This window comes from Amycolatopsis sp. NPDC041971 (assembly GCF_055588925.1).
Genome location: NZ_JBVJCE010000009.1, coordinates 4,634 through 23,662, shown reverse-complemented (window position 1 = coordinate 23,662; position 19,029 = coordinate 4,634). Strand labels below are relative to the sequence as shown.

The window sequence follows — 19,029 nt, the reverse complement described above, 5'->3', positions numbered from 1 at the left end:
CGGAAGATCAGCGACACAAGCAATGCTGGAATAGAGGGGCCGAGACGCGGAAATATTGTAATGGGCGTAACTGTTTCGGTTGGCTTCTCGTGGGTGGTAATGACGGTTCCGACCGTCATTACCACCCACGAGACCGGACCTACTTCTTCTTGAGGGTGATCTCCAGACTGTTCCCGTCGCCGGAGGCCATCGCGCTGATCATCGGCGTCAGCGGGCCGCAGCCGCGGAACTGCGGCAGCTTGTACTCAGCGGTCAGCTTGCCGCCCTTCGACGGGTCGAAGCCGTGCGACGAAACCAGCGGGATGTCGGCGGGCCGGGCGGTCTTGCACGTCGAGCTCGCCATGATCGGGAACCCGAACAGCCGCACCGTGAGCAACTTGACGTCGACCTTCGCGTCGGCCTTCACCGCGCCGGCGTTGACGGTGCCCGTCACATCGCCGACCTGGTTGATCTTCACTGTCGCCGAGGCCGGGAAGAAGCCGAGCAAACGGAACTGCACGTTCGACGGCGGCAGCGACAGCCGCCCGGTGAACTTGCCCGACTGCGCGTTCAGTTTCGCGCTGAACTCACCGGGGCCGAGCGGGAGTTTCGCGTTCAGCCCGGCGATCGTGGTCTTGCCCCTGACCCCGTAGGTGATCTGGGTGTCACCCGGCGGCTGTGTGGTGGTGGTCGGCACCGTGGTCGGGCTCGTCGGCTGGGTCGTCGGCGTCGGTTGCGTGGTCGACGTCGGCTGAGTGCTCGACGTGGGGGTGGGCTCGGTCGTGGGAGTCGGCTCCGTGGTGGACGTCGGTTGCGTCGTCGGAGTCGGCGCGGTGGTCGGGCTCGTCGGCTGAGTCGTCGTCGAAGTGGGCTCCGTCGTCGGGGTCGGCTGGGTCGTCGGCGTCGGCTGGGTCGGTTCCGTGGTCGGCGTGGGTTCCGTGGTGGGAGTCGGCTGAGTCGTGGGTGTCGGTTCCGTTGTCGGTGTCGGCTGAGTCGTGGGGGTCGGCTCTGTCGTCGGCGTGGGCTGAGTCGTAGTCGGGGTCGGCTCCGTGGTCGGAGTCGGTTTCGTCGTGGGAGTCGGCTGCGTGGTAGGCGTCGTCGGGGTGGTCGGCGTCGGGGTGCCACCGCCCGCGGGTTTGACCTCGAACGTCCCCAGCTGCTGGTTCTGTCCCGGCTGGACGACACAGTCCGAAGTGAAGGTGCCGAGGTCGGTCGGCTGCCCTTGCGCGTTCTTCGGCGTCATGGTGGTACTGAAGTTCCCGACCGTCACCAAAGCGGTGCCCGGGCTGGGGAACGTGACCGCGGGCGCCTTGCCGCTCGTCTTGACGTGGAATTCGCCCGACTCCGGCACCGGGGTGACCGGGATGACCAGCGGCAGGCCGAGGTTCAGCGTCTTGTCGACCGGATACTTCAGCACCGCGGCGGCCTTCGCGCTGCCTTCGACGGTGGTGGCTCCCACGAGCACGAGTCCCGCTGTCGCGTCCGCCGGGACGGTGACGTCGACGTCGAACGTGATCGGGGTGGAGGTCTTCCCTGCCACGGCGTCGTCCGGCAGGACGGTGTCGACCTTCACGACCAGGGTCTGGTTGCCGATCAACGGGAACGGGCAGGTGTACTTCAGCGTCAGCGACGCGGGCGCCGCCTCACTCAAGCCGGAACCGACGACAGCCAGGGTGGCCGCGACGGCGGCCACCGTACCGGCGGCCAAGGCTTGCACGGATCTTTTCGACTTCAGTGGGAACCTCACAACGGTCACTCCCGGGAATCGGAGAATTGCGTGATCCGCCGAAACGGCGCGGACACGGAATCGATGAAATTACCCGCGCCCACCCGCACCGGCAAGGACACCGAATCCGGCGCCTTTTCTTTGTCATACATATGCTGTCGGCCGGGTAATTCACTGGCACCGGGATCCTCGCGAAATCATTTTTGTCACCTCCGTCAGCAAGCGGGAGGGTGGAACCCTCACGCGTGCCCGGAGTCCGCTCGCGTTCATTGCGGCCATGTCGGAACAGCCGCTACGTTCGGCGAATGGAGCAGGCTGCCATCGAGGTGACCGGCCTCGCCAAGCACTACGGTGAAGTGACGGCCCTCGCCGGCATCAGCCTTCGCGTCGGCCGCGGCACCGTGCTCGCGGTGCTCGGTCACAACGGCGCGGGCAAGACGACGCTGATCGACATCCTCAGCACCCGCGTCAAGCCGAGCGGCGGCAGCGCCAAGGTCTGCGGTTTCGACGTCGTGCGCGCCGGGCATCACGTCCGGCGGCGGATCGGGGTCACCGGCCAGTTCGCGGCGGTCGACGACGCGCTCTCCGGCCGCGGCAACCTCGAACTCGTCGCCAGGCTGCTGGGCGCGAACCGGCGCCAGGCCAGGGCTCGCGCGGCCGAACTGCTCGCCATGTTCGGTCTCGACGACGCCGCGGACCGTCCCGCGCGGACGTACTCCGGTGGCATGCGACGGCGGCTCGATCTCGCCGCCGGGCTTGTCGGCTCCCCCGAAGTCCTTTTCCTCGACGAACCGACGACCGGCCTCGATCCGCTCAGCCGCGCCGGACTTTGGGACGGCGTCGAACGGCTCGCCGCGCGCGGCACCACCGTCGTGCTCACCACGCAGTACCTCGAGGAGGCGGACAGACTGGCGGATCAGGTCATCGTGCTGGGGCTCGGGCACATCACGGTTTCCGGGCGGCCGTCGGAACTGAAGGCCCGGCTCGGGGAACGGACCGCGACCCTGACCTTCGGCACCGACTTCGCCGCCCGCCGAGCGCTCGACGCGCTGCATCGGCTCGGCATGGGCTGCACGACGTCGGCCTCCGGCCTGGTGATCGGCGTCGCGCTTTCCGGGCCCGCCGACATCACCGTGCTGGTCCGCGCGCTCGACGCCGCGGGCGCGCCGATGAAGGACCTCACCGTCGCCGAGCCGACGCTCGACGACGTCTACCTTTCCCTGCACCGGAATCCGGCGGTCGCGACATGACCGAGGCACGCCACCGCGCGCCGTCCCCGTCGGCGCTGACCGATCCGGCGGCCTGGCCGCCGAGCAGCTTCGCCACCCAGGTCCGGGTGCTCGCCGCCCGGTCGCTGAAGACCGCGTTCGGCGACCGGCGGCTGGTGTTCTTCGGTCTGCTGCAGCCGATCGTGCTGCTCCTGCTGTTCAGCCAGGTCTTCAACGGGGTCAGCACGCTGCCCGGGGTCGCGGCGTATCAGGGATATGTGAACTTCCTCGTCCCGGCGACGCTGGTGAACATCGCGATGACCACGGCGATGAGCTCGGGCGCCGGCCTGCTCGCGGAGATCTACAGTGGATTCACCGGACGTCTCCGGTGCATGCCCATCAGTCTTTCCGCCGTCCTGGTGGCGCGCACCATCTCCGACTCCGCCAGGCTCGGCGTGCAATTGCTGGTGACCGCGCTCGCCAGCGTGGTGCTGCTGGGTTTCCGGCCGACCGGCGGCATTTTCGGTGTCACCGCGGCACTTCTGCTCACGCTCGTCGTCGGCTGGTGCCTGAGCTGGATCTTCGTCGCCATCACGACCTGGCTGCGCAAGGCCGAAACCCTGCAGATGGCGTCGTTCGTGGTCATGTTCCCGCTGATGTTCTCCTCCAGCGCGTACATGCCGATCGAGACGATGCCGACCTGGCTGCGGGTGGTCTCGGCGCTCAACCCGCTGACCTACGCGATCGACGCGACGAGAGCGCTCGCGCTGGGCCGGCCTTCGGGCTGGTCGGTCCCCATCTCGCTCGCGATCGCCGCCGTGGCCGCGGCTGCCGGTGGGTGGATCGCGGCGAGGACGTTCCGGACACCGCGGGACGTCACCCCGATGGTCTGAGGCCTGGCCCGTCACTCGCGTGATCAGAGCCGGAACACGCGTGATCAGAGCCGGAACTCTCGTGATTAGAGCCGGAACACGCGTGATCGGAAGCCGAACTCTCACACCGCGTGAGATCCGGCCCGAAACACGTGAGTTCCGGCCCGAAACACGTGAGATCCGGCCCGAAACACGCGAGTTCCGGCTCCAGACACGCGTGTTCCGGCCACCAGCCTCAGCGCGGCAAGGCCTCCAGGTGGTCCGCGGCAGCCGCGACTCCGCCTGCCGCCGCGAACGAGGCCCGCACTCGCGCGGCCGCCGCCGCGTACGCGGGCTCGGTCAGCACTTCGGTGACCGTGCGGCGGATGTCGGGGGCCTTCACGCGGTCGAAGCGCAGCCGCAGCCCGGCACCGGCGGCCTCGACCTGCTGAGCCAGCATCGACTGGTCGTCCCGGATCGGCGCGATCACCAGCGGCAGCCCGGAAGCGAGGGACTCACTGACGGTGTTGTGCCCGCCGTGACAGATCACCACCGCCGCCTTCCGCACCACCTCCGCCTGCGGAATCCGTTTGGCCAGCAGCACTTCGTCGCTGATCAGTTCACCGGTGGGATCGACGACCAGACCTTGGACGTCCGGCATCCCGGCGAGGGCGTCGACGCATTCGGACAGAAAGCGGCGGCCGAGGGCGGCGTTGGCGGTGCCGAGGGTGGCGAGGACGAGCGGACGCCCGTCGAGCAGGTCCCATGAGAACCCCACCGGTGGCGCGGGAGCCAGTGCGGGGCCGACGAACCGGACCGCGCCCGCGTCGGCGATCGGCCCTGTCAGGGACACGGTCGTGAAGGCCAAGACGAGATCCGGGGAGAAGCGCAGGTCGCCGCAGGACACCTTGTGCCGCTCACGGAGACCGTCTTGCAGGCTGTCGACCCAGGCGACGATCTTCGGCATGGCCCCCAGCGGATCGCCGAGTTCGGTCGACGTCGACGCGGAAGTCACCCAGGGCAGGGCACAGCGACGCGCCACAAGGGCGCCCGCGAAGGCCTGCTGATCGGCGAGCACGACGTCGGGCCGGAAGGCGTCGACCGCCTTCTCGACCCCGGGCACCATCGCGTCCGCGAGCGGAACGAGATACCGCTCCCACAGGAACTTCAGCGCCGCGAACCCGCGCAGGCCATCGGGGCGGCGCTCCACGGCGAACTCCAGCGCGTCGCCCGCCGCGTACACCTGGCCCGCGCGCGTCAGCTCGGACGTCGTGGGTTCCGGACCGCACCAGGCGACGTCGTGGCCGCGCCCCACCAGTTCGGCGGCCACCGCCCGCAACGGCGCCACGTGCCCGGTGAGCGGCGGGACGACCAGCAGGAACCGGCTCATCCGCGTGGCCTCCCGTGCCGGGAGATCCAGCCCAGCAGCAGCTCCCGGACTTCCCGGTGCTGCTCGACGAGCACCGAATGCCCTTGCCCTTCGAACACGTGCAGCTCCCCGTGGGGCAACAAGGACGTCAACGCGGTTAAGTCGTCGGCCTGATAACCGTGACTGCCCAAAATGGACAGTACGGGGCAGTCGATCCCGGCCACCTGGTCCATGGTCAGCAACGGGCCGAGCGGGACCTCCTCGGCCATCGACGTCGCCATGATCCGCTCGGCCGCCATTCGCGCGAGCCGCCGGTGATGGGCGCTGTAGTTGGCCTCGATCCAGTCGAAGCTCTCCTCGACCTTCAAGAACCGCACGGTGTGCTCGAGGATCTGTGCCATCTTGTCCGCCCACAGTTCGGTGGCGGGCTCCGATTCGATGCACACGATGCTGCGCACGCGTTCCGGTTTCGCCACGGCGTAGCTGTAGGCGAGGGTGCCGCCGAAACTGTTGCCCACCAGGTGGACCGGCCGGTCGAGATCGAGCTGGTCCAGCAGGTCGTCGAGATCGGCGATGAAGTCCGCGATCGTGTACCCGCGCTCGGGGCGTTCGGTCTTGCCGTGCCCGCGCAGGTCGTAGCTGACCACGTCCACGCCGGCGGCGGCGACCGGCGGGGCCAGCGTGAGGTAGAAGCTCGCGAGGCTGTCGGTGCCCATGCCGTGCAGGAACACCACGGTCTCCGTGCCCCCGCCGGGTACGAGCTGCACGTTCGTGCGCAGCCCGTTGACGGTCATCGTCGGCACCGCCTCACGCCCGTTCGCCGAGGCGGGCGGCGACGTAATCCGCGATGTCGCCGACCCGGAGCCCGATCACGTCGTCCAGGTCCTTCTCCGCCAGGAACTCCGCGAGGTTCACGTCCGCGCCGAAGTACTCGGCGAGGATGCTCGCGAAGGTGACCAGGTCGATGCTCTCCAGCTGGAGATCCTCGTGGAAGGTGGTCTGCGGGGTGATCTCGATGCCGAGGACGTCGGTGTCCCCGACCAGTTCCGTCAGCAACTCGGCCACGGTCCCGAAGACCGACGCCGGGCTCTGCTGTTCGATCGTCATGCTCTGCTCCTGTTCTTACCTATCCGGAGGTGAACCCGCGATCGCGATTTCTCCGGGGAACATCTCAGCTCCGCCCACTGGCCCTACCCGCGGTTCCAGGCCACCACGTGCCCGGGTATCCCGGCGAACTCCACCCCGGTGCCGATCTCCTCGGCCAGCCCCGCCGACTCGCCCTCGGCCCGGACCGCGATCCAGGCTGGCGTCGCGGTCGGCTCGCGGACGAGAGCGACCGCGACCTCTCCTGTCGACGCGGCGGCCACCGCCAGCGGTGGCACCGTCCGGCCGTGGAGGCCGGTCACCCTGGTCCCGTCGGCGCTCACGCGGAGCTCCGCCGGATACACGCCGTCCCAGCCGAGTTTCGCGCGGACGGCGTCCTTGATCGCGATCCGTTCCAGCAGCCAGCCGCGCTGCCGCCGGGGCGCGCAGGCGGCGAACTCGGCGCGTTCCTCCGCACCGAGGTAGACACCGGCGTAGATGTCACGCGCGGCGGGGCTCGGCCAGCGGTCGGTGACCAGTGTCCAGCCGCCGTGGTGCTCCTCGGAAAGCCGGTGCCGGTCCGGGAAGGCGTAAACCCGGTGTGCGGGCCGGTCGCACGGGAACCGGATGTCCCGCCACTGTTCGATCCTGGCCAGCACGGCGCCGTCGTGCACGAGTTCGGCGTCCATCTCCAGCACGTCCGGCCGCGGCAGCCGGACCCGGACCACGCATCGCAACCGGGTGCCCGATGCCGGTTCCGGTCCATACCAGGTGATCCGGCCCATCGACGTCGGGAAGGCCAGCAGCGCGTCCGCCTTGGTGGCCATCAGCCAGCAACCCAGCAGCTGGCCGACGTTGTCCAGCAGCGCACCGGGCGCCGACGGCACGACGAGGTCGCCGCGGATATGCCGTTCGCCGAGCCCGATGAGTTTGGCGAGCCCCTGGTAGGCGGGGCCGTGGAACATCTCGCGACGCGTGTAGATCTCGGCGGCGCTCAGCGGTGGCGCGGTCTCCGGCCCCGGGAGCGGAGACGGCCGGGGCGCCGTGGGATACCGCCGCGCCAGGTGGACGTCCATACTGGCGTGCGGTCCTATCTGGACGCTGATCCGGTCGCCCTCGCGGGTCATCGAAAGCGGCACGCGCGCGGCGGGGGCGGCGATCAGCCATCGGGAGAACGCGGCGTTGCTCACGCCGGTCGCGATCGACCCCGGCCAAGCCCGTTCCGCCGCCCGGCAGGCCAGGTCGACCAGTGTCGTCGCGGGGACGGTGGGACGGAAGTCGGCTTCGTCGGGCCAGTCCTCGCGCTGGCGGAAGAACCGGTGATCCACCAGGTACGGCATCGCGGCGAGCGAGACGTCCACAGTGGACTCGAAAGTCCGCCGTGCCGCCGCGTTGACGACGCTCGCCGCGGCCTGGCGGGTCTCGGTGAGCAGCGCGGTGAATTCCGCGACGATCGCGTCGGGAATCCCGTCGGCCAGTTCGGGAACCTCACCGGCGCCCGCGAACATGCCTTTGACGTCGCCGTCGACCGAAAGCAGCGTGCCCGCCGTGTCGATCCGGGTCCGGCGTGGCTCCAGCGCGTCGAACGCGGGCCGTCCGCCCTCCACCCAGACCGCGGTGGCCACCCGGCGCAGCTGCGCGAGACCGGGCCTCGTGCCGGAGGACGCCGGGATGACCAGATGCGGCCGCGAGCCCAGCGTATCCGCCACGAACGAACCGAGCTGACCGGCGCCCGCCTGCACGAAGACACGGGCGCCGTCGGCGTAGAGCGCCTCGACGAGTTCCCGGAACCGGACCTTGCGCACCAGGTGGGCCAAATACAGCTCGCGGACCTCCACCGGATCCGTGGGATACGGCCGCGCCGTGGTCGCCGACCAGACCGGGACCCGCGGCGGCTTCAGGTCCAGTTCGGCGGCGAGCCTGGTGAACGGGCCGAGCCGGGAGCGCATCAGCGGGGTGTGGAACCCGGACCGGAACGGCAGTGTCCTGGCGACGACGCCGTGCTGGGTGCACAGCTTGGCGAGCCGGGCCGCGGCCGCCGGGTCCCCGCAGACGATCGTTTGCCGCGGCGCGTTCTCGTGGGAGATCATCAGCTCCGGTTCCGCGGCGAGCAGCGCCTCCGCCCGTTCCGCGGAACAACCGAGAACGAGGAACTCGGCGTCGGGCAAAGTAAATCCCTGCGGCCAGTACTGGTCCAACATGTCCTCTGTGGACTGCCTCGGATACATCCCCGCCGCCTGCATCGCGGTCCACTCGCCGACACTGTGCCCGGCGAGCAGATCCGGCGTGATGGCGAGCCGTCGCAGCGCGGTGTCGAGCAGCAACCCGACCTGGGACACGCTGGAGGCACGCGCGAGCACGCTCGCCGTCGACCACTCGGGCCGTTCCAGCCCGAAGTGCCGGGCGACGTCGGCGCAGCGCGGTTCCGCGTCGGCCTCCAGTCCCGGGTAGACGAACGCGGTCTTCGCTTCCGCCTGCTCCAGCAAGGGAGCGGTGCTGCACCAGATGTCGCTGGGCCCCTGCCAGGACTTGCCCTCGGCCGTGACCTTCGCGAGCACCCTTCGCGCGACTTCCAGCCGCTTCTCGGTCAACCCGACGATCCCGATCCGGCAACAGCCGTGCCCACCGGATTCCGGGTCCGGGCGGTCGAGCAGCTCGCGTAGTTCGTCCGGCGTGGACGCCGCGAGCCGAAGGACCCGCTCGGGCTCCGCGGACACCTTGGCCCGCCGTGGCCGCGCGGGCGCCGGGTCGGCCTCCTCCAGCACCACGTGGGCGTTGACACCGCCGAAACCGAAGGCGTTGACCGCCGCCCGGCGCGGGACGTCACCCGCCTGCCACCGCTCGGCGGCGGACAGCGTGCGGAACCGGGTCTTGTCCAGCAGCGGACTCGGATCGGCGCAGTTCAGCGTGGGCGGCAGAACGGCGTGGTGCAGTGCGAGCGCCGCCTTGATCAGCCCGGCGGCCCCGGCGGTCGGCATGGTGTGCCCGATCATCGCCTTGACCGCGCCGATCGCGGCGCGGGGGCCGTCCGGCGGGCCGAACACCTCGGCGAGGGTGGCCAGTTCGGCCGCGTCCCCGGTCGGGGTCGCGGTCCCGTGCGCCTCCAGCAGGCCGAGCGCGCCGGGCGCGGTGGGATCGAGGCCCGCCGACGCCCACGCGCGGCGCAGCGCCAGCGTCTGGCCCGCCACGGCCGGGCTGAGCAGGCTCGCGCCCTTGCCGTCGCTCGACGTCCCGGAGCCGCGCAGCACCGCGTAGACCCGGTCGCCGTCACGGCGTGCGTCGTAGAATCGTTTCAGCACCACGATCGCGGTGCCCTCGCCGATCAGCAGGCCGTCCGCGTCGCGGGACAACGGGCTGATCCGCTGGCTCGGCGACAGGGCCCCGAGCTGGGTGAACATCGACCAGAGCGTGTCGTCGTGGCAGTGGTGCACGCCGCCGGCCAGCACGATGTCGCAGCGGCGACGGACGAGTTCGCCGATCGCCTGGTCAACGGCGAGCAGCGAAGACGCGCAGGCCGCGTCCACCGTGTACGCGGGACCGCCGAAGTCCAGACGATTGGCGACCCGCGACGCGGCGAGGTTCGGCACCAGCCCGATCGCGCTGTCCGGCCGGAACTCGCCGAGCGGTTCCAGCAACGCGTCCCGGAGCCTGTCGAGCATCTCCGGACGCGCCGACGGGAGGAGATCCCGGACGGCGCCGGTGATCTGACGGACCGACCGGACACGCTGGTCGAACCGCTGGAGCCCGGGCGAGAGGTAGCCGCCCCTGCCGAGGATCACACCCACGCGTTCGAGGTCGCCCAGCCGCCGCAGGCCACCGGCGTCGTCCACCGCGGAAGCGGCCACGGCCAGCGCGACCAGCTGGTCGGGTTCCATCCCGGCGACGGAACTCGGGGCGATGCCCAGTGCCGTCGCGTCGAAGTCCAGGCTGTCGGCGACGAACCCGCCGCGCCGCCCGTAGGTGCGGTCGGGGGTGCGGCCGTCGCGAGCGTGGAAACTCGGATCCCAGCGGTGCGGCGGGATCTCGGTGATCGCGTCGGTGCCGGAAAGGATGTTCTGCCAATACTCGTCCACAGTGGACGATCCGGGAAGGAACACGCCCATCCCGACGATCGCGACCGGCTCTTGGTTCACCACGGCCTGGTTCACCACAGTGATGCCGTGTACAGCACGGAGCGGACGTCGGCCGGGCCGAAGGCGAGCTCACGCAGGAGCGCGGTGGTGCCTTCGTCCGGGTCGATCAGCGCCACCTCGCGGCGTTCGTACTCGCGCGCCAATTCAGGCGACACCATGCCCGCGTGGTCCTCCGAGGGCGCCCACGGTCCCCAGTGGACGGTCAGCGCCCGGCAGCCGGTGCGCTCCGCCCACTGCTCGCCGAGGGTTTCCAAGGCGTCGTTCGCCGCCGCGTAGTCGGTCTGCCCCCGGTTTCCCAGCACCGCGGCGATGCTGCCGAAGAACGTCACGAACCCGGGCCGCACCCCGAAGTGCTCCAAGGCGTCGAGCAACGCGCGCGCACCGTCCACTTTGGTCCCGTAGACCGTGCGGAAGGAGTGCTCGTCCTTGTCGGCCATCAACTTGTCGTCGATCACCCCGGCGGCGTGGACGACGCCGTCGATGCGGCCGTATCGGGTGTGCAGATCCTTGACCACTTGACGGACGGCGGCGCCGTCACGCACGTCGAGCGACCGGTAGGCCGCGACACCGCCTGCCGCGCCGATCTGGTCGAGCGTTCTCGCGATCTCACGCTGGGCCAGCACGGTGCGCACCCGGCGTTCGATGTCCGCCAGCGAACCGCCCCGCGCGGCCAAGGCCGAGCGCATCCCCGGCGCGTCGCCGGGCAGGTCGTCGTCGCCGGGTTCGGCGGGCCACGGGGTGCGCCCGGCCAGTTCGATCCGGCATCCGCTCGCCGCCAGCGCGACCGCCGTCCGCGCGGTGATCCCGCGGGCGCCGCCGATCAGCAACAGCACCGAATCCTGGTCGAGGCCGAGTGCCTTGACCTCTCCGCCGCCGGGACCGGCACCCGCGTACGCGATCGAACCGAGAGAGCCCGCGGACGGCTCGAACGCCGCACGCCCCGCGGTGTCGTAGCGGACGGCCACCGGCCCGTCGGCGAGCGCCTCTTCCAGCACTATGCGCGCCAAGTCCACTGTGGACTCCAGCTCGACCAGCCTGGTCGGCTCGGTCCGCTCTCGCGCCGCGGCCCGGACGAGGCCGCGCAATCCGGCGGTGTGCCCGGCGCCCGGCCTCGCCACCACGACCACCGCGCCCATGGCTTCCTTGAGCAGGCCGAAGACCTGGGCCGCGACCGGCTCTTCGGCGTCCGACAACGGATTCAGCACGAGGACGATGTCGGCCTCGGCCCGCTCCCCCGGCACGGCGCCCGCGTCGATGAACACCGCACGGACCGACTCGGCCAGTTCTTCCTGGCCGGGTTCGAAACTCACCGAGACCGTCTTGCCGTTCACCCTGCCGAGATCGGGTGTCGGGAGGGGCGCGGACACCCGGTTGAGCAGGTACCGGCCGGGCGAGGTACCCGCGGGCGCCGGTGCGACGGCGGCCGGAGCGGCCGGTTCGAGCCACTTCCGCAGCCGCGCGGCCAGTGCGCTCGCCGTCCGGTCGCGGCTGAGCTGATCTTGGGCGTCGTCGTGCACCCGTCCGGTGAGACCGAGCTTCGCGAGCAGCGTGCCCGCGATCTCGGTGCGTTTGATCGAGTCGATGGAAAGATCCGCTTCCAGGTCGAGATCGGCGTCGATCATCTCGGCCGGATAGCCGGTGCGTTCGCTGATCGCGCCGATCACGGTGGCCAGTACGTCGGTGCTCGGGGCTTCTTGTGAGACCGCGGCGACCGGTTCCGGCTCGACGGCGTGCCGGGACACGACGACCGGGGCCTCGACGGGCGGCAGCAGCGCCTGCCCGACCGGGACCTGCACGGGGGCCGGCGTGAGCGGCGCGGTGCCGAGGTAGCCCAGCATCACGTCCCGTTGCGCCGCCAGCATTTCCCGGCTGGTGCGGAGGAATTCGACGACGGCCTGGTCGCGACCGGGCACGGGCTGGTTCATGGTCGTCCTCGGGATTCGTCGGGCGGGCACGAGCCCATGGGCGGGGACCTCGCCGCCGGGGGCGCGGACGGTCTGGCCGTCCACGGTCCAGGCGGGCGAGGGAAGCGGGCCGACGTGGACGCGGCCGTGGAAGAGCCGTTCGGTGCGCACGTCGACACCCGTGAGCGCCAGGCGCGCGAGCGCCGTGAGGAACCCTCGCAACCCCGGCCCACCGGGGTCGCAAGCGATCACGGTATGCGGCCGGTCACCGAGGATTTCCTTGGCCAGCCGGGAAAGCACCTGTCCCGGACCCGCTTCGACGAACGTGCGCGCGCCCGCCGCGTACATGTCCTCGATCAGCTCGACGAAGCGCACCGGCGACCCGATCTGCGCGGCGAGTCCGGCGCGTACTGATCCGGCGTCGTACGGCCGTGCGGTGCGGTTCGACCACACCGGCGCACCCGGCTCAGCGATCTCGGCGTTGTCGAGATCGACAGCGAACACGTCACTCGCCCCGGCCACCAGCGGACTGTGGAAGGCGCAGGCGACGGGGATCCGTTTGGCCGCGATTCCCTGGCCCCGCAGTACGCGGACGGCCTCCTCCACGGCGGCCGTCGGTCCGGAAAGGACGGTCTGGCCCGGCGCGTTGTGGTTGGCCAGTACGACGTCCGGGTGGTCGTGGGCGGCGGCCAGTTCCTCGCGGGACGCCTTCACCGCGGCCATCGCGCCCGGATCGGCGCCCGCGACTTCGGCGATCGAGCGAGCCCTCGCCCGGCTGAGCGCCACCAAAGTCGGGGTGTCGAAGGCGCCCGCGACCGACAGCGCGGTCAGTTCTCCGTAGCTGTGCCCCGCCAGCAGGTCCGGCCGGACACCGAGGTCGGCCAGCAACCGGCACACTGCCGACTCGACGAGCCCGAGCGCGGGCTGCGCGACCCGTGTGTCCTTGAGCGCCTCGTCCTGGGCGGCACGTGCCTCTTCGGTGAACGCGCGCGGCGGGAAGGTGGTCGCGGCGACGTCGGGAGCGAGCCTCAGCACGTCGGCCAGTTCGGGGAAGTGCACGAACAGCTCCGCCAGCATCCCCGTCCGCTGACTGCCCTGGCCGGGGAACAGGAACGCGACGGCACCGGCCTCGGTGTGCTCCGCGGTGAGCCCTCCGCCGTTGTCGGCGGCCTCACGCAGCTCCGCGAGGTCACTCGCGACGACCGCGAGCCGCACCGGTCCGGATCCGCCCCGTTCGGCGGCGAGCGCGGCGATCTCCCGCAGCGGACGGCCTTCGTTCGCTGCCAGCAGGTCACGCAACGCGGCCCTGGCACCGTCCACATCGGACCCTCGGAGCAGGACCAGCTCGGCGTCCCAGTCACGCGGGCCGTGCCGCCGTCCCGGCGGGACTCCCGGGGCGGCGAGCACCGCGTGGAAGTTGGTCCCACCGAACCCGAACGCGCTCACTCCGGCGAACTCGCGACCGCGAGGAACCGGCGTCGGCCTGGCCCCGATGGAGAAGGTGAAGGGACTGCGCTCGGCGTCCCAGGCGGGGTTCGGCGTGCGCAGGTGCAGGGTGGGTGGCACGACCTCGTGCCACAACGCCAGCGCCGCCTTCATGAGGCCCGCCAGCCCCGCGGCGCATTTCGTGTGCCCGATCTGGCTCTTCACCGAACCCAGCGCGCACTGGCCCGGTTCGGCGCCCGCGTCGAGGAAGAACTCGGTGAGCGTGGTCAGTTCGGTGGCGTCGCCGACGACCGTGCCGGTGCCGTGCGCCTCCACCAGCGAGACGTCCGCCGGGGACACCCCGGCGTCGCGGTACGCCCGGGCTAGGGCCCGCCGTTGCCCCTCGGGACGCGGGGCGGTGAGGCCCAGCGCCTTGCCGTCGCTGGCGGCACCGACGCCCTTGACCACGGCGTAGACGCGGTCGCCGTCGCGTTCGGCGTCGGCCCGCCGCTTGAGCACGAGACACGCGACGCCTTCGCCGAGCGAGATCCCGTCGGCCGACGCGTCGAACGGACGGCACCGGCCGGTCGGCGACAGCGCGCCCGCGGAGGTGAACATGAGGTAGTCGTTGACGCCGTTGTGCAGGTCGACGGCGCCGCACAGGACCATCGAGCTCGTGCCCGCCCGCAGTTCCTTCACCGCGAGGTCCAGCGCCGCCAGCGAGGAGCCGCAGGCGGCGTCCACGGTGTAGTTGGTGCCGCCGAGGTCGAGCCGGTTGGCGATCCGGCCGGAGATGACGTTGGCGAGCGTGCCGGGGAACGAGTCCTCGGTCAGCTCCGGCAATTGCGCGAGGAGCTCTTCCGGGACCTCTTCGAGATAGCTGGGCAGCAACGCGCGCAACACGCCGGCGTTCGCCAGGTCTCCCCCGGCCTCGGCGCCGAAGATGACGCTGGTGCGCTCACGATCGAAACCGCCGTCGCCGTAGCCCGCGTCTTCGAGGGCTCGGCGTGCCGTCTGCAGTGACACCAGCTGGGCCGGGTCGATGCTGCCCATCGATTTGGGCGGGATGCCGTACGCGAGCGGGTCGAAGTCCACGGCCGGGAGGAAACCGCCCCACTTCGACGTCGACTGATCGGCGTAGACCGCCTTGTCCCAGCGCTGATCCGGCACTTCGGTGACGGCGTCGGCACCGCGCAGGATGTTGGACCAGAAGGCCGGGAGGTCGGGTGCCCCGGGGAACACGCACGCCATGCCGACGATGGCGATGTCACCGTCTACAACGGACTCCTCCGGCGGAGTTCGGCCGGCGAGCAGTTCCGCCGCTCCATCGGTGACTTCCCGGTGCAGGGCGGCGATATCGGTGCGGCGCTCACGCAGCACCGTCACCTGGCCCGCCATGTACATGCCCTCGGCGAGCTGACCCAGGGCGTCGACCTCGATGAGGGCGTCGCCTTCCCGCCGGATGCCCTTGCTCGCGATCCGCAACCGTCCGGTGTTCAGCTCCTCCAGCCGTTGCCAGCTCTCCTGCGGCGGGACGCCGTCCGCGCGGAGCCCGGCCTTCACCGCGGCGAACTCGTCGGTGTACGGGCTGGGCAGGCAGCGGGTCAGGTGCCCGGGCGCGGTCTCCAGGGTGACCGTGGCTCCGGCGTCGAGCACCCGGTCCTGGAAGACCTCGGTGATGGCACCGTGGGTGACGGCCTCCTCGGTGAACAGGTACGCGGTGCCCATCAGGACACCGATCCCCGTCAGCGGCTCCGCCATCGCCGAGACCATGGCCGCGGACCGGGCGTCGTGGATCCCGCCCGCGAACAGCACCTCGACGTCCTTGCCGCCGTGTTCGCGCAGGACGTCCAGCTGCTGCTCCCACAGCACGAAACTCGATCGCGGGCCGATGTGCCCGCCGCATTCGGCACCCTCGAAGACGAACCGGCGGATCCCGGCGTCGAGGAACTGCCGCAGGAGGATCGGGGACGGCACGTGGAGGAAGGTCGCGATCCCGTCGGCCTCCAGCGTCTTGGCCTGCGCGGGTTTCCCGCCCGCGATCAGCACGCACCGCGGGCGCGCCGCCCGGACCGCCGTGAGTTGTTCGGCACGCAGCGACTCCGGGACGAAGCCCAGAATGCCCGCGCCCCAAGGCCGCTCGCCGAGCGCTTCGGCGGTGCGGCCGAGCAGTTCGGCGGTCTTGGCGCCGTTCGCGGTGGCCACCGCGACGAACGGGAAGCCGTCGTGCGCGGCCACCGCGGCGGCGAAACCGGGCTGATCGCTCACCCGGGTCATCGGTCCCTGCACGACCGGCAGGCGGGTCCCCAACGTGCGGCAGAGCCGTACGCCTTGGTCCGAGGGGCTCGCCGACGACGGCGCGGCAAGCGACCGTACAACCGATCGGACAGCACTTTCCGCGTCCTCGAAGCGACTCGCGAACAACGTGGTGAGTCCGTCGTCGGCCCTGGCCAGTTCGGCCCGCTCGGCCGGGAACACGTCGACCTCCGGGAACAGGCCGAACCCGTCGAGCACCACCCCCGCCGCGCCCCCGGCGATCGCGGCCACCGCCGTCCGCGGCCCGATGCCCCCGTACGCCCACACCGGGACGCCCTCGCCGAACCGCGCCAGCAGCCGCTGGAGCAGAACGAACGTGGTGAGGTCCGAGCCGCCCGCTTCGGCTCCCTTCGCCACCAGACCGGAGGCGCCGGTGTCGAGCATCCGGACGGCCTGCTCGACACCGGTCACCTCGGCCAGGACGGGAAGGTCGGCCCTCCCCCGCCAGACCGCCCCCTCGGCCAGCAGGACGAGCCCCGCGCCGCTTTCCCGCACTTCTTCGTCCCGCGCGTGGCGGCCCGACGGGACGCGGACGCCGAACGGGAACCTACCGTCCGATATGGACGCGGTGGACCCGATGTCCACGATCCCGAGCCCACCGCCCCTGGCGACGGCGGCCGCCAGCCCCGGATCCGGACGTCCGAGCGGGTTGACGCCGAGTACCCGCGTGCGCGCCGTCGCATGACTCACCGGCGGACCTCCTGTTCGGCTGGGCCTGGTCGAACCTCGCCGGGTTCGGCGATCTTTCAGCGGGATTCCCAAGAAATAACCTACTTGCCGCAGAGAGCGCAATACTCCCGCACGAGAACTCGGAAAACAAGGGATCACATGCTAAAGTCCGGCGCCGGAAACAAATATGTCGACACGTTCAAAACAGGCCGTTGACCTGCACTTTTATCACCGCCGTCGCAGATTTCGACAACGCATTGCTCACCGGCGTCACAAAACAGAAGAATTGTCATCGAAAGCAGAATCGATAACCATGGAGCGCATGTGGAAGTGACAGGACGAGTCGTCGTGCTGACCGGGGCGGCACACGGTATCGGCGCCGCCATGGCCCGGCGGTTCGCCGCCGAGGGCGCCGCCGGGGTGGTGGTCTCGGATCTCGATCTCGAGGCCGCGGAGCAGGTCGTCGCCGGGATCACGGCTTCGGGCGGTGCCGCGATCGCGCGGCATGCCGACGCGTCGTCCAAAGAGGATCTGAAGACGCTGGTGACCGAGGCCCGCGCGGAGTTCGGGCCGGTGGACCTCTTCTGTTCCAACGCCGGTGCCGCGTTCGGGACGGGCGTGCACGCCGCGGACGAACAGTGGACGCGCTCGTGGGCGATCAACGTCATGCAGCATGTGCACGCCGCCCAGGTCGCACTCCCCGCGATGTTGAGCCGGGGGAGCGGGTATCTGCTGATCACGGCCTCGGGAGCGGGTCTGCTGGGAACCCCCGGCGACGCGCCGTACTCGGTGACGAAGCACGCGGCCGTCGGCCTCGCCGAATGGCTGGCCATCACCTACCGGCCGCGCGGGGTGCGGGTCAGCGCGCTGTGCCCGCTCGGCGTGCGGACCGCGCTGCTGGAACCGGGCATCGCCGCCGGGCACCCCGCCGCGCTCGCGATCGCCGCCGCCGCGCCGTTGCTGGAACCGGAGGAAGTCGCGGAATCCGTCGTTCAGGGCCTGGCGTCGGAGGAGTTCCTGATCCTGCCGCACGAATCGGTGCGGGAGACCTACGCCCGCAAGGCGGCGGGTCTCGACGCATGGATCGACCGCACCATCCTCGAAACCGGCGCGCTGAAGAGGTGACCATGGAATACCGCAGGCTCGGCGCGAGCGGGCTTTCCGTCAGTGAGATCTCCTACGGCAACTGGCTCACGCACCGCGACGGCGCGGAGTGCGTCCGGGCCGCGCTCGACGCGGGCATCACGACCTTCCACACCGCCGCGGCCTGGGACGGCGGCGCCGCCGAAGAGAACCTCGCCGCGGCGCTGAGCCCCGCCCGCCGCGACGATCTCGTTCTGTGCACCGGTGTCTTCTGGCCGGAAGGACCGGGTGTCAACGACGCCGGCCTCAGCCGCAAACACCTGACCACGTCGCTGCACGGATCGCTGCGGCGACTGCGCACCGACTACGTCGACGTCTACCAGTTGCTGCGGTTCGACTACCGCACCCCGCTGGAGGAGACGTTCCTCGCGCTGTCGGATCTGGTGCGGCAGGGGAAGATCCTCTACGCCGGCACCGCGGAATGGACGGCGGAACAGCTGCTCGAGGCGCGGCCGATCGCCGAGCGGCACGGCGTCCCGCTCATCGCCAACCAGCCGCACTACTCGATGCTCTGGCGAGTCGCCGAAGCGCAGGTGATGCCGGTCTGCGAACGCGCCGGGATCGGCCAGTTCGCCTCGGTCCCCCTCGCGCAAGGCGTCCTGACCGGCAAATACCGGCCGGGTGAGATCCCGCCGGACTCCCGGGCCGCGAAGTCCACCGAGGCACGGCCACTGCTCCTGCCGGACCTCCTCGAACGCGTCGGCATGCTGCGCGGCGTCGCCGACGAGGCGGGACTGACCATGGCGCAGCTGGCACTCGCTTGGACGTTGCAGCACAACACCGTCGCCTCGGTGGTGACCGGCGCGAGCACCGCCACCCAGCTGACCGAGAACGCGAAAGCGGCCGGGGTGGTGCTGGACCTCGACACGCTCACCCGGATCGACCAGCTGCTGGGCAGTTTCGTGCAGACGGATCCGCGGCTGACCTGGTCACCGCCCGCGATCACGTAGGCCGCGGTCGTGAGTGGCGATTCGGGCTCTCTTGAGGGTTAAGGCACACGTGGCGTGTCTCGGGTGAGACGGCGGGCTGGGTGACGTGATACCGCACTCGCGTGCTCGGACCCGGACCTCGCGTGTTCATAGACGGAACTCGCGTGTTTGTAGACGTGACTCGCGTGTTCAGACTCCGCACACCCCAAAGCTAGGGGTGGGGGACAAAAAAGAGCCTGCCGCACAAAGGGAAGAGAGCCTTGTCGGGCAATAGTCGAAAGGACGAATATCTAC

At 70.6% G+C, this 19,029-nt stretch carries 10 protein-coding genes; 4 read left to right on the top strand and 6 right to left on the bottom strand.

The features are described from left to right. Positions 1-139: 139 nt before the first annotated feature. Positions 140-1,726, bottom strand: coding sequence for a DUF6801 domain-containing protein (locus tag ACZ6DT_RS19250; protein ID WP_465596636.1), 1,587 nt, complete (start codon positions 1,724-1,726; stop codon positions 140-142). A gap of 284 nt (positions 1,727-2,010) precedes the next feature. Here ACZ6DT_RS19250 and ACZ6DT_RS19245 point away from each other — a divergent pair, with 284 nt between their 5' ends. Together ACZ6DT_RS19245 and ACZ6DT_RS19240 are read left to right on the top strand one after the other, a co-directional pair. Next, positions 2,011-2,955 (top strand): ATP-binding cassette domain-containing protein, encoded by a 945-nt coding sequence (locus ACZ6DT_RS19245; protein ID WP_465596633.1) that lies wholly within the window; start codon positions 2,011-2,013, stop codon positions 2,953-2,955. Then, positions 2,952-3,806, top strand: coding sequence for an ABC transporter permease (locus ACZ6DT_RS19240; RefSeq protein ID WP_465596630.1), 855 nt, complete (start codon positions 2,952-2,954; stop codon positions 3,804-3,806). Before ACZ6DT_RS19245 ends, ACZ6DT_RS19240 begins: the two co-directional genes overlap by 4 nt. A 214-nt stretch (positions 3,807-4,020) precedes the next feature. On the opposite strand, the gene ACZ6DT_RS19235 is transcribed toward ACZ6DT_RS19240, so the two are convergent. The 5 genes from ACZ6DT_RS19235 to ACZ6DT_RS19215 all read right to left on the bottom strand — a co-directional run bounded on the left by ACZ6DT_RS19235 (position 4,021) and on the right by ACZ6DT_RS19215 (position 16,684). Beyond that, entirely contained in the window at positions 4,021-5,154 is a 1,134-nt protein-coding gene (locus tag ACZ6DT_RS19235) for a glycosyltransferase (RefSeq protein WP_465596627.1), read from the bottom strand. Next, the gene (locus ACZ6DT_RS19230; RefSeq protein WP_465596624.1) at positions 5,151-5,936 is read right to left on the bottom strand and encodes an alpha/beta fold hydrolase; all 786 of its coding nucleotides are present in this window, start codon (positions 5,934-5,936) and stop codon (positions 5,151-5,153) included. Before ACZ6DT_RS19230 ends, ACZ6DT_RS19235 begins: the two co-directional genes overlap by 4 nt. Before the next feature lie 4 nt (positions 5,937-5,940). Beyond that, positions 5,941-6,240 carry a phosphopantetheine-binding protein gene (locus tag ACZ6DT_RS19225; RefSeq protein ID WP_465596621.1) on the bottom strand — a complete coding sequence of 100 codons (300 nt, stop codon included), beginning with the start codon at positions 6,238-6,240 and terminating at the stop codon, positions 5,941-5,943. A gap of 83 nt (positions 6,241-6,323) precedes the next feature. Continuing rightward, positions 6,324-10,352 carry a beta-ketoacyl synthase N-terminal-like domain-containing protein gene (locus ACZ6DT_RS19220; RefSeq protein ID WP_465596618.1) on the bottom strand — a complete coding sequence of 1,343 codons (4,029 nt, stop codon included), beginning with the start codon at positions 10,350-10,352 and terminating at the stop codon, positions 6,324-6,326. Positions 10,353-10,360: 8 nt separating this feature from the next. Continuing rightward, complete coding sequence (locus ACZ6DT_RS19215) at positions 10,361-16,684, bottom strand: SDR family NAD(P)-dependent oxidoreductase (protein WP_465596614.1); 6,324 nt, start codon at positions 16,682-16,684, stop codon at positions 10,361-10,363. 303 nt (positions 16,685-16,987) lie between these two features. On the opposite strand from ACZ6DT_RS19215, the gene ACZ6DT_RS19210 reads away from it, so the two are divergent. Together ACZ6DT_RS19210 and ACZ6DT_RS19205 are read left to right on the top strand one after the other, a co-directional pair. Next, entirely contained in the window at positions 16,988-17,788 is an 801-nt protein-coding gene (locus ACZ6DT_RS19210; RefSeq protein WP_465596611.1) for an SDR family oxidoreductase, read from the top strand. Positions 17,789-17,790: 2 nt separating this feature from the next. Next, positions 17,791-18,756 carry an aldo/keto reductase gene (locus ACZ6DT_RS19205; RefSeq protein WP_465596609.1) on the top strand — a complete coding sequence of 322 codons (966 nt, stop codon included), beginning with the start codon at positions 17,791-17,793 and terminating at the stop codon, positions 18,754-18,756. The last annotated feature ends 273 nt before the right edge of the window (positions 18,757-19,029 follow it).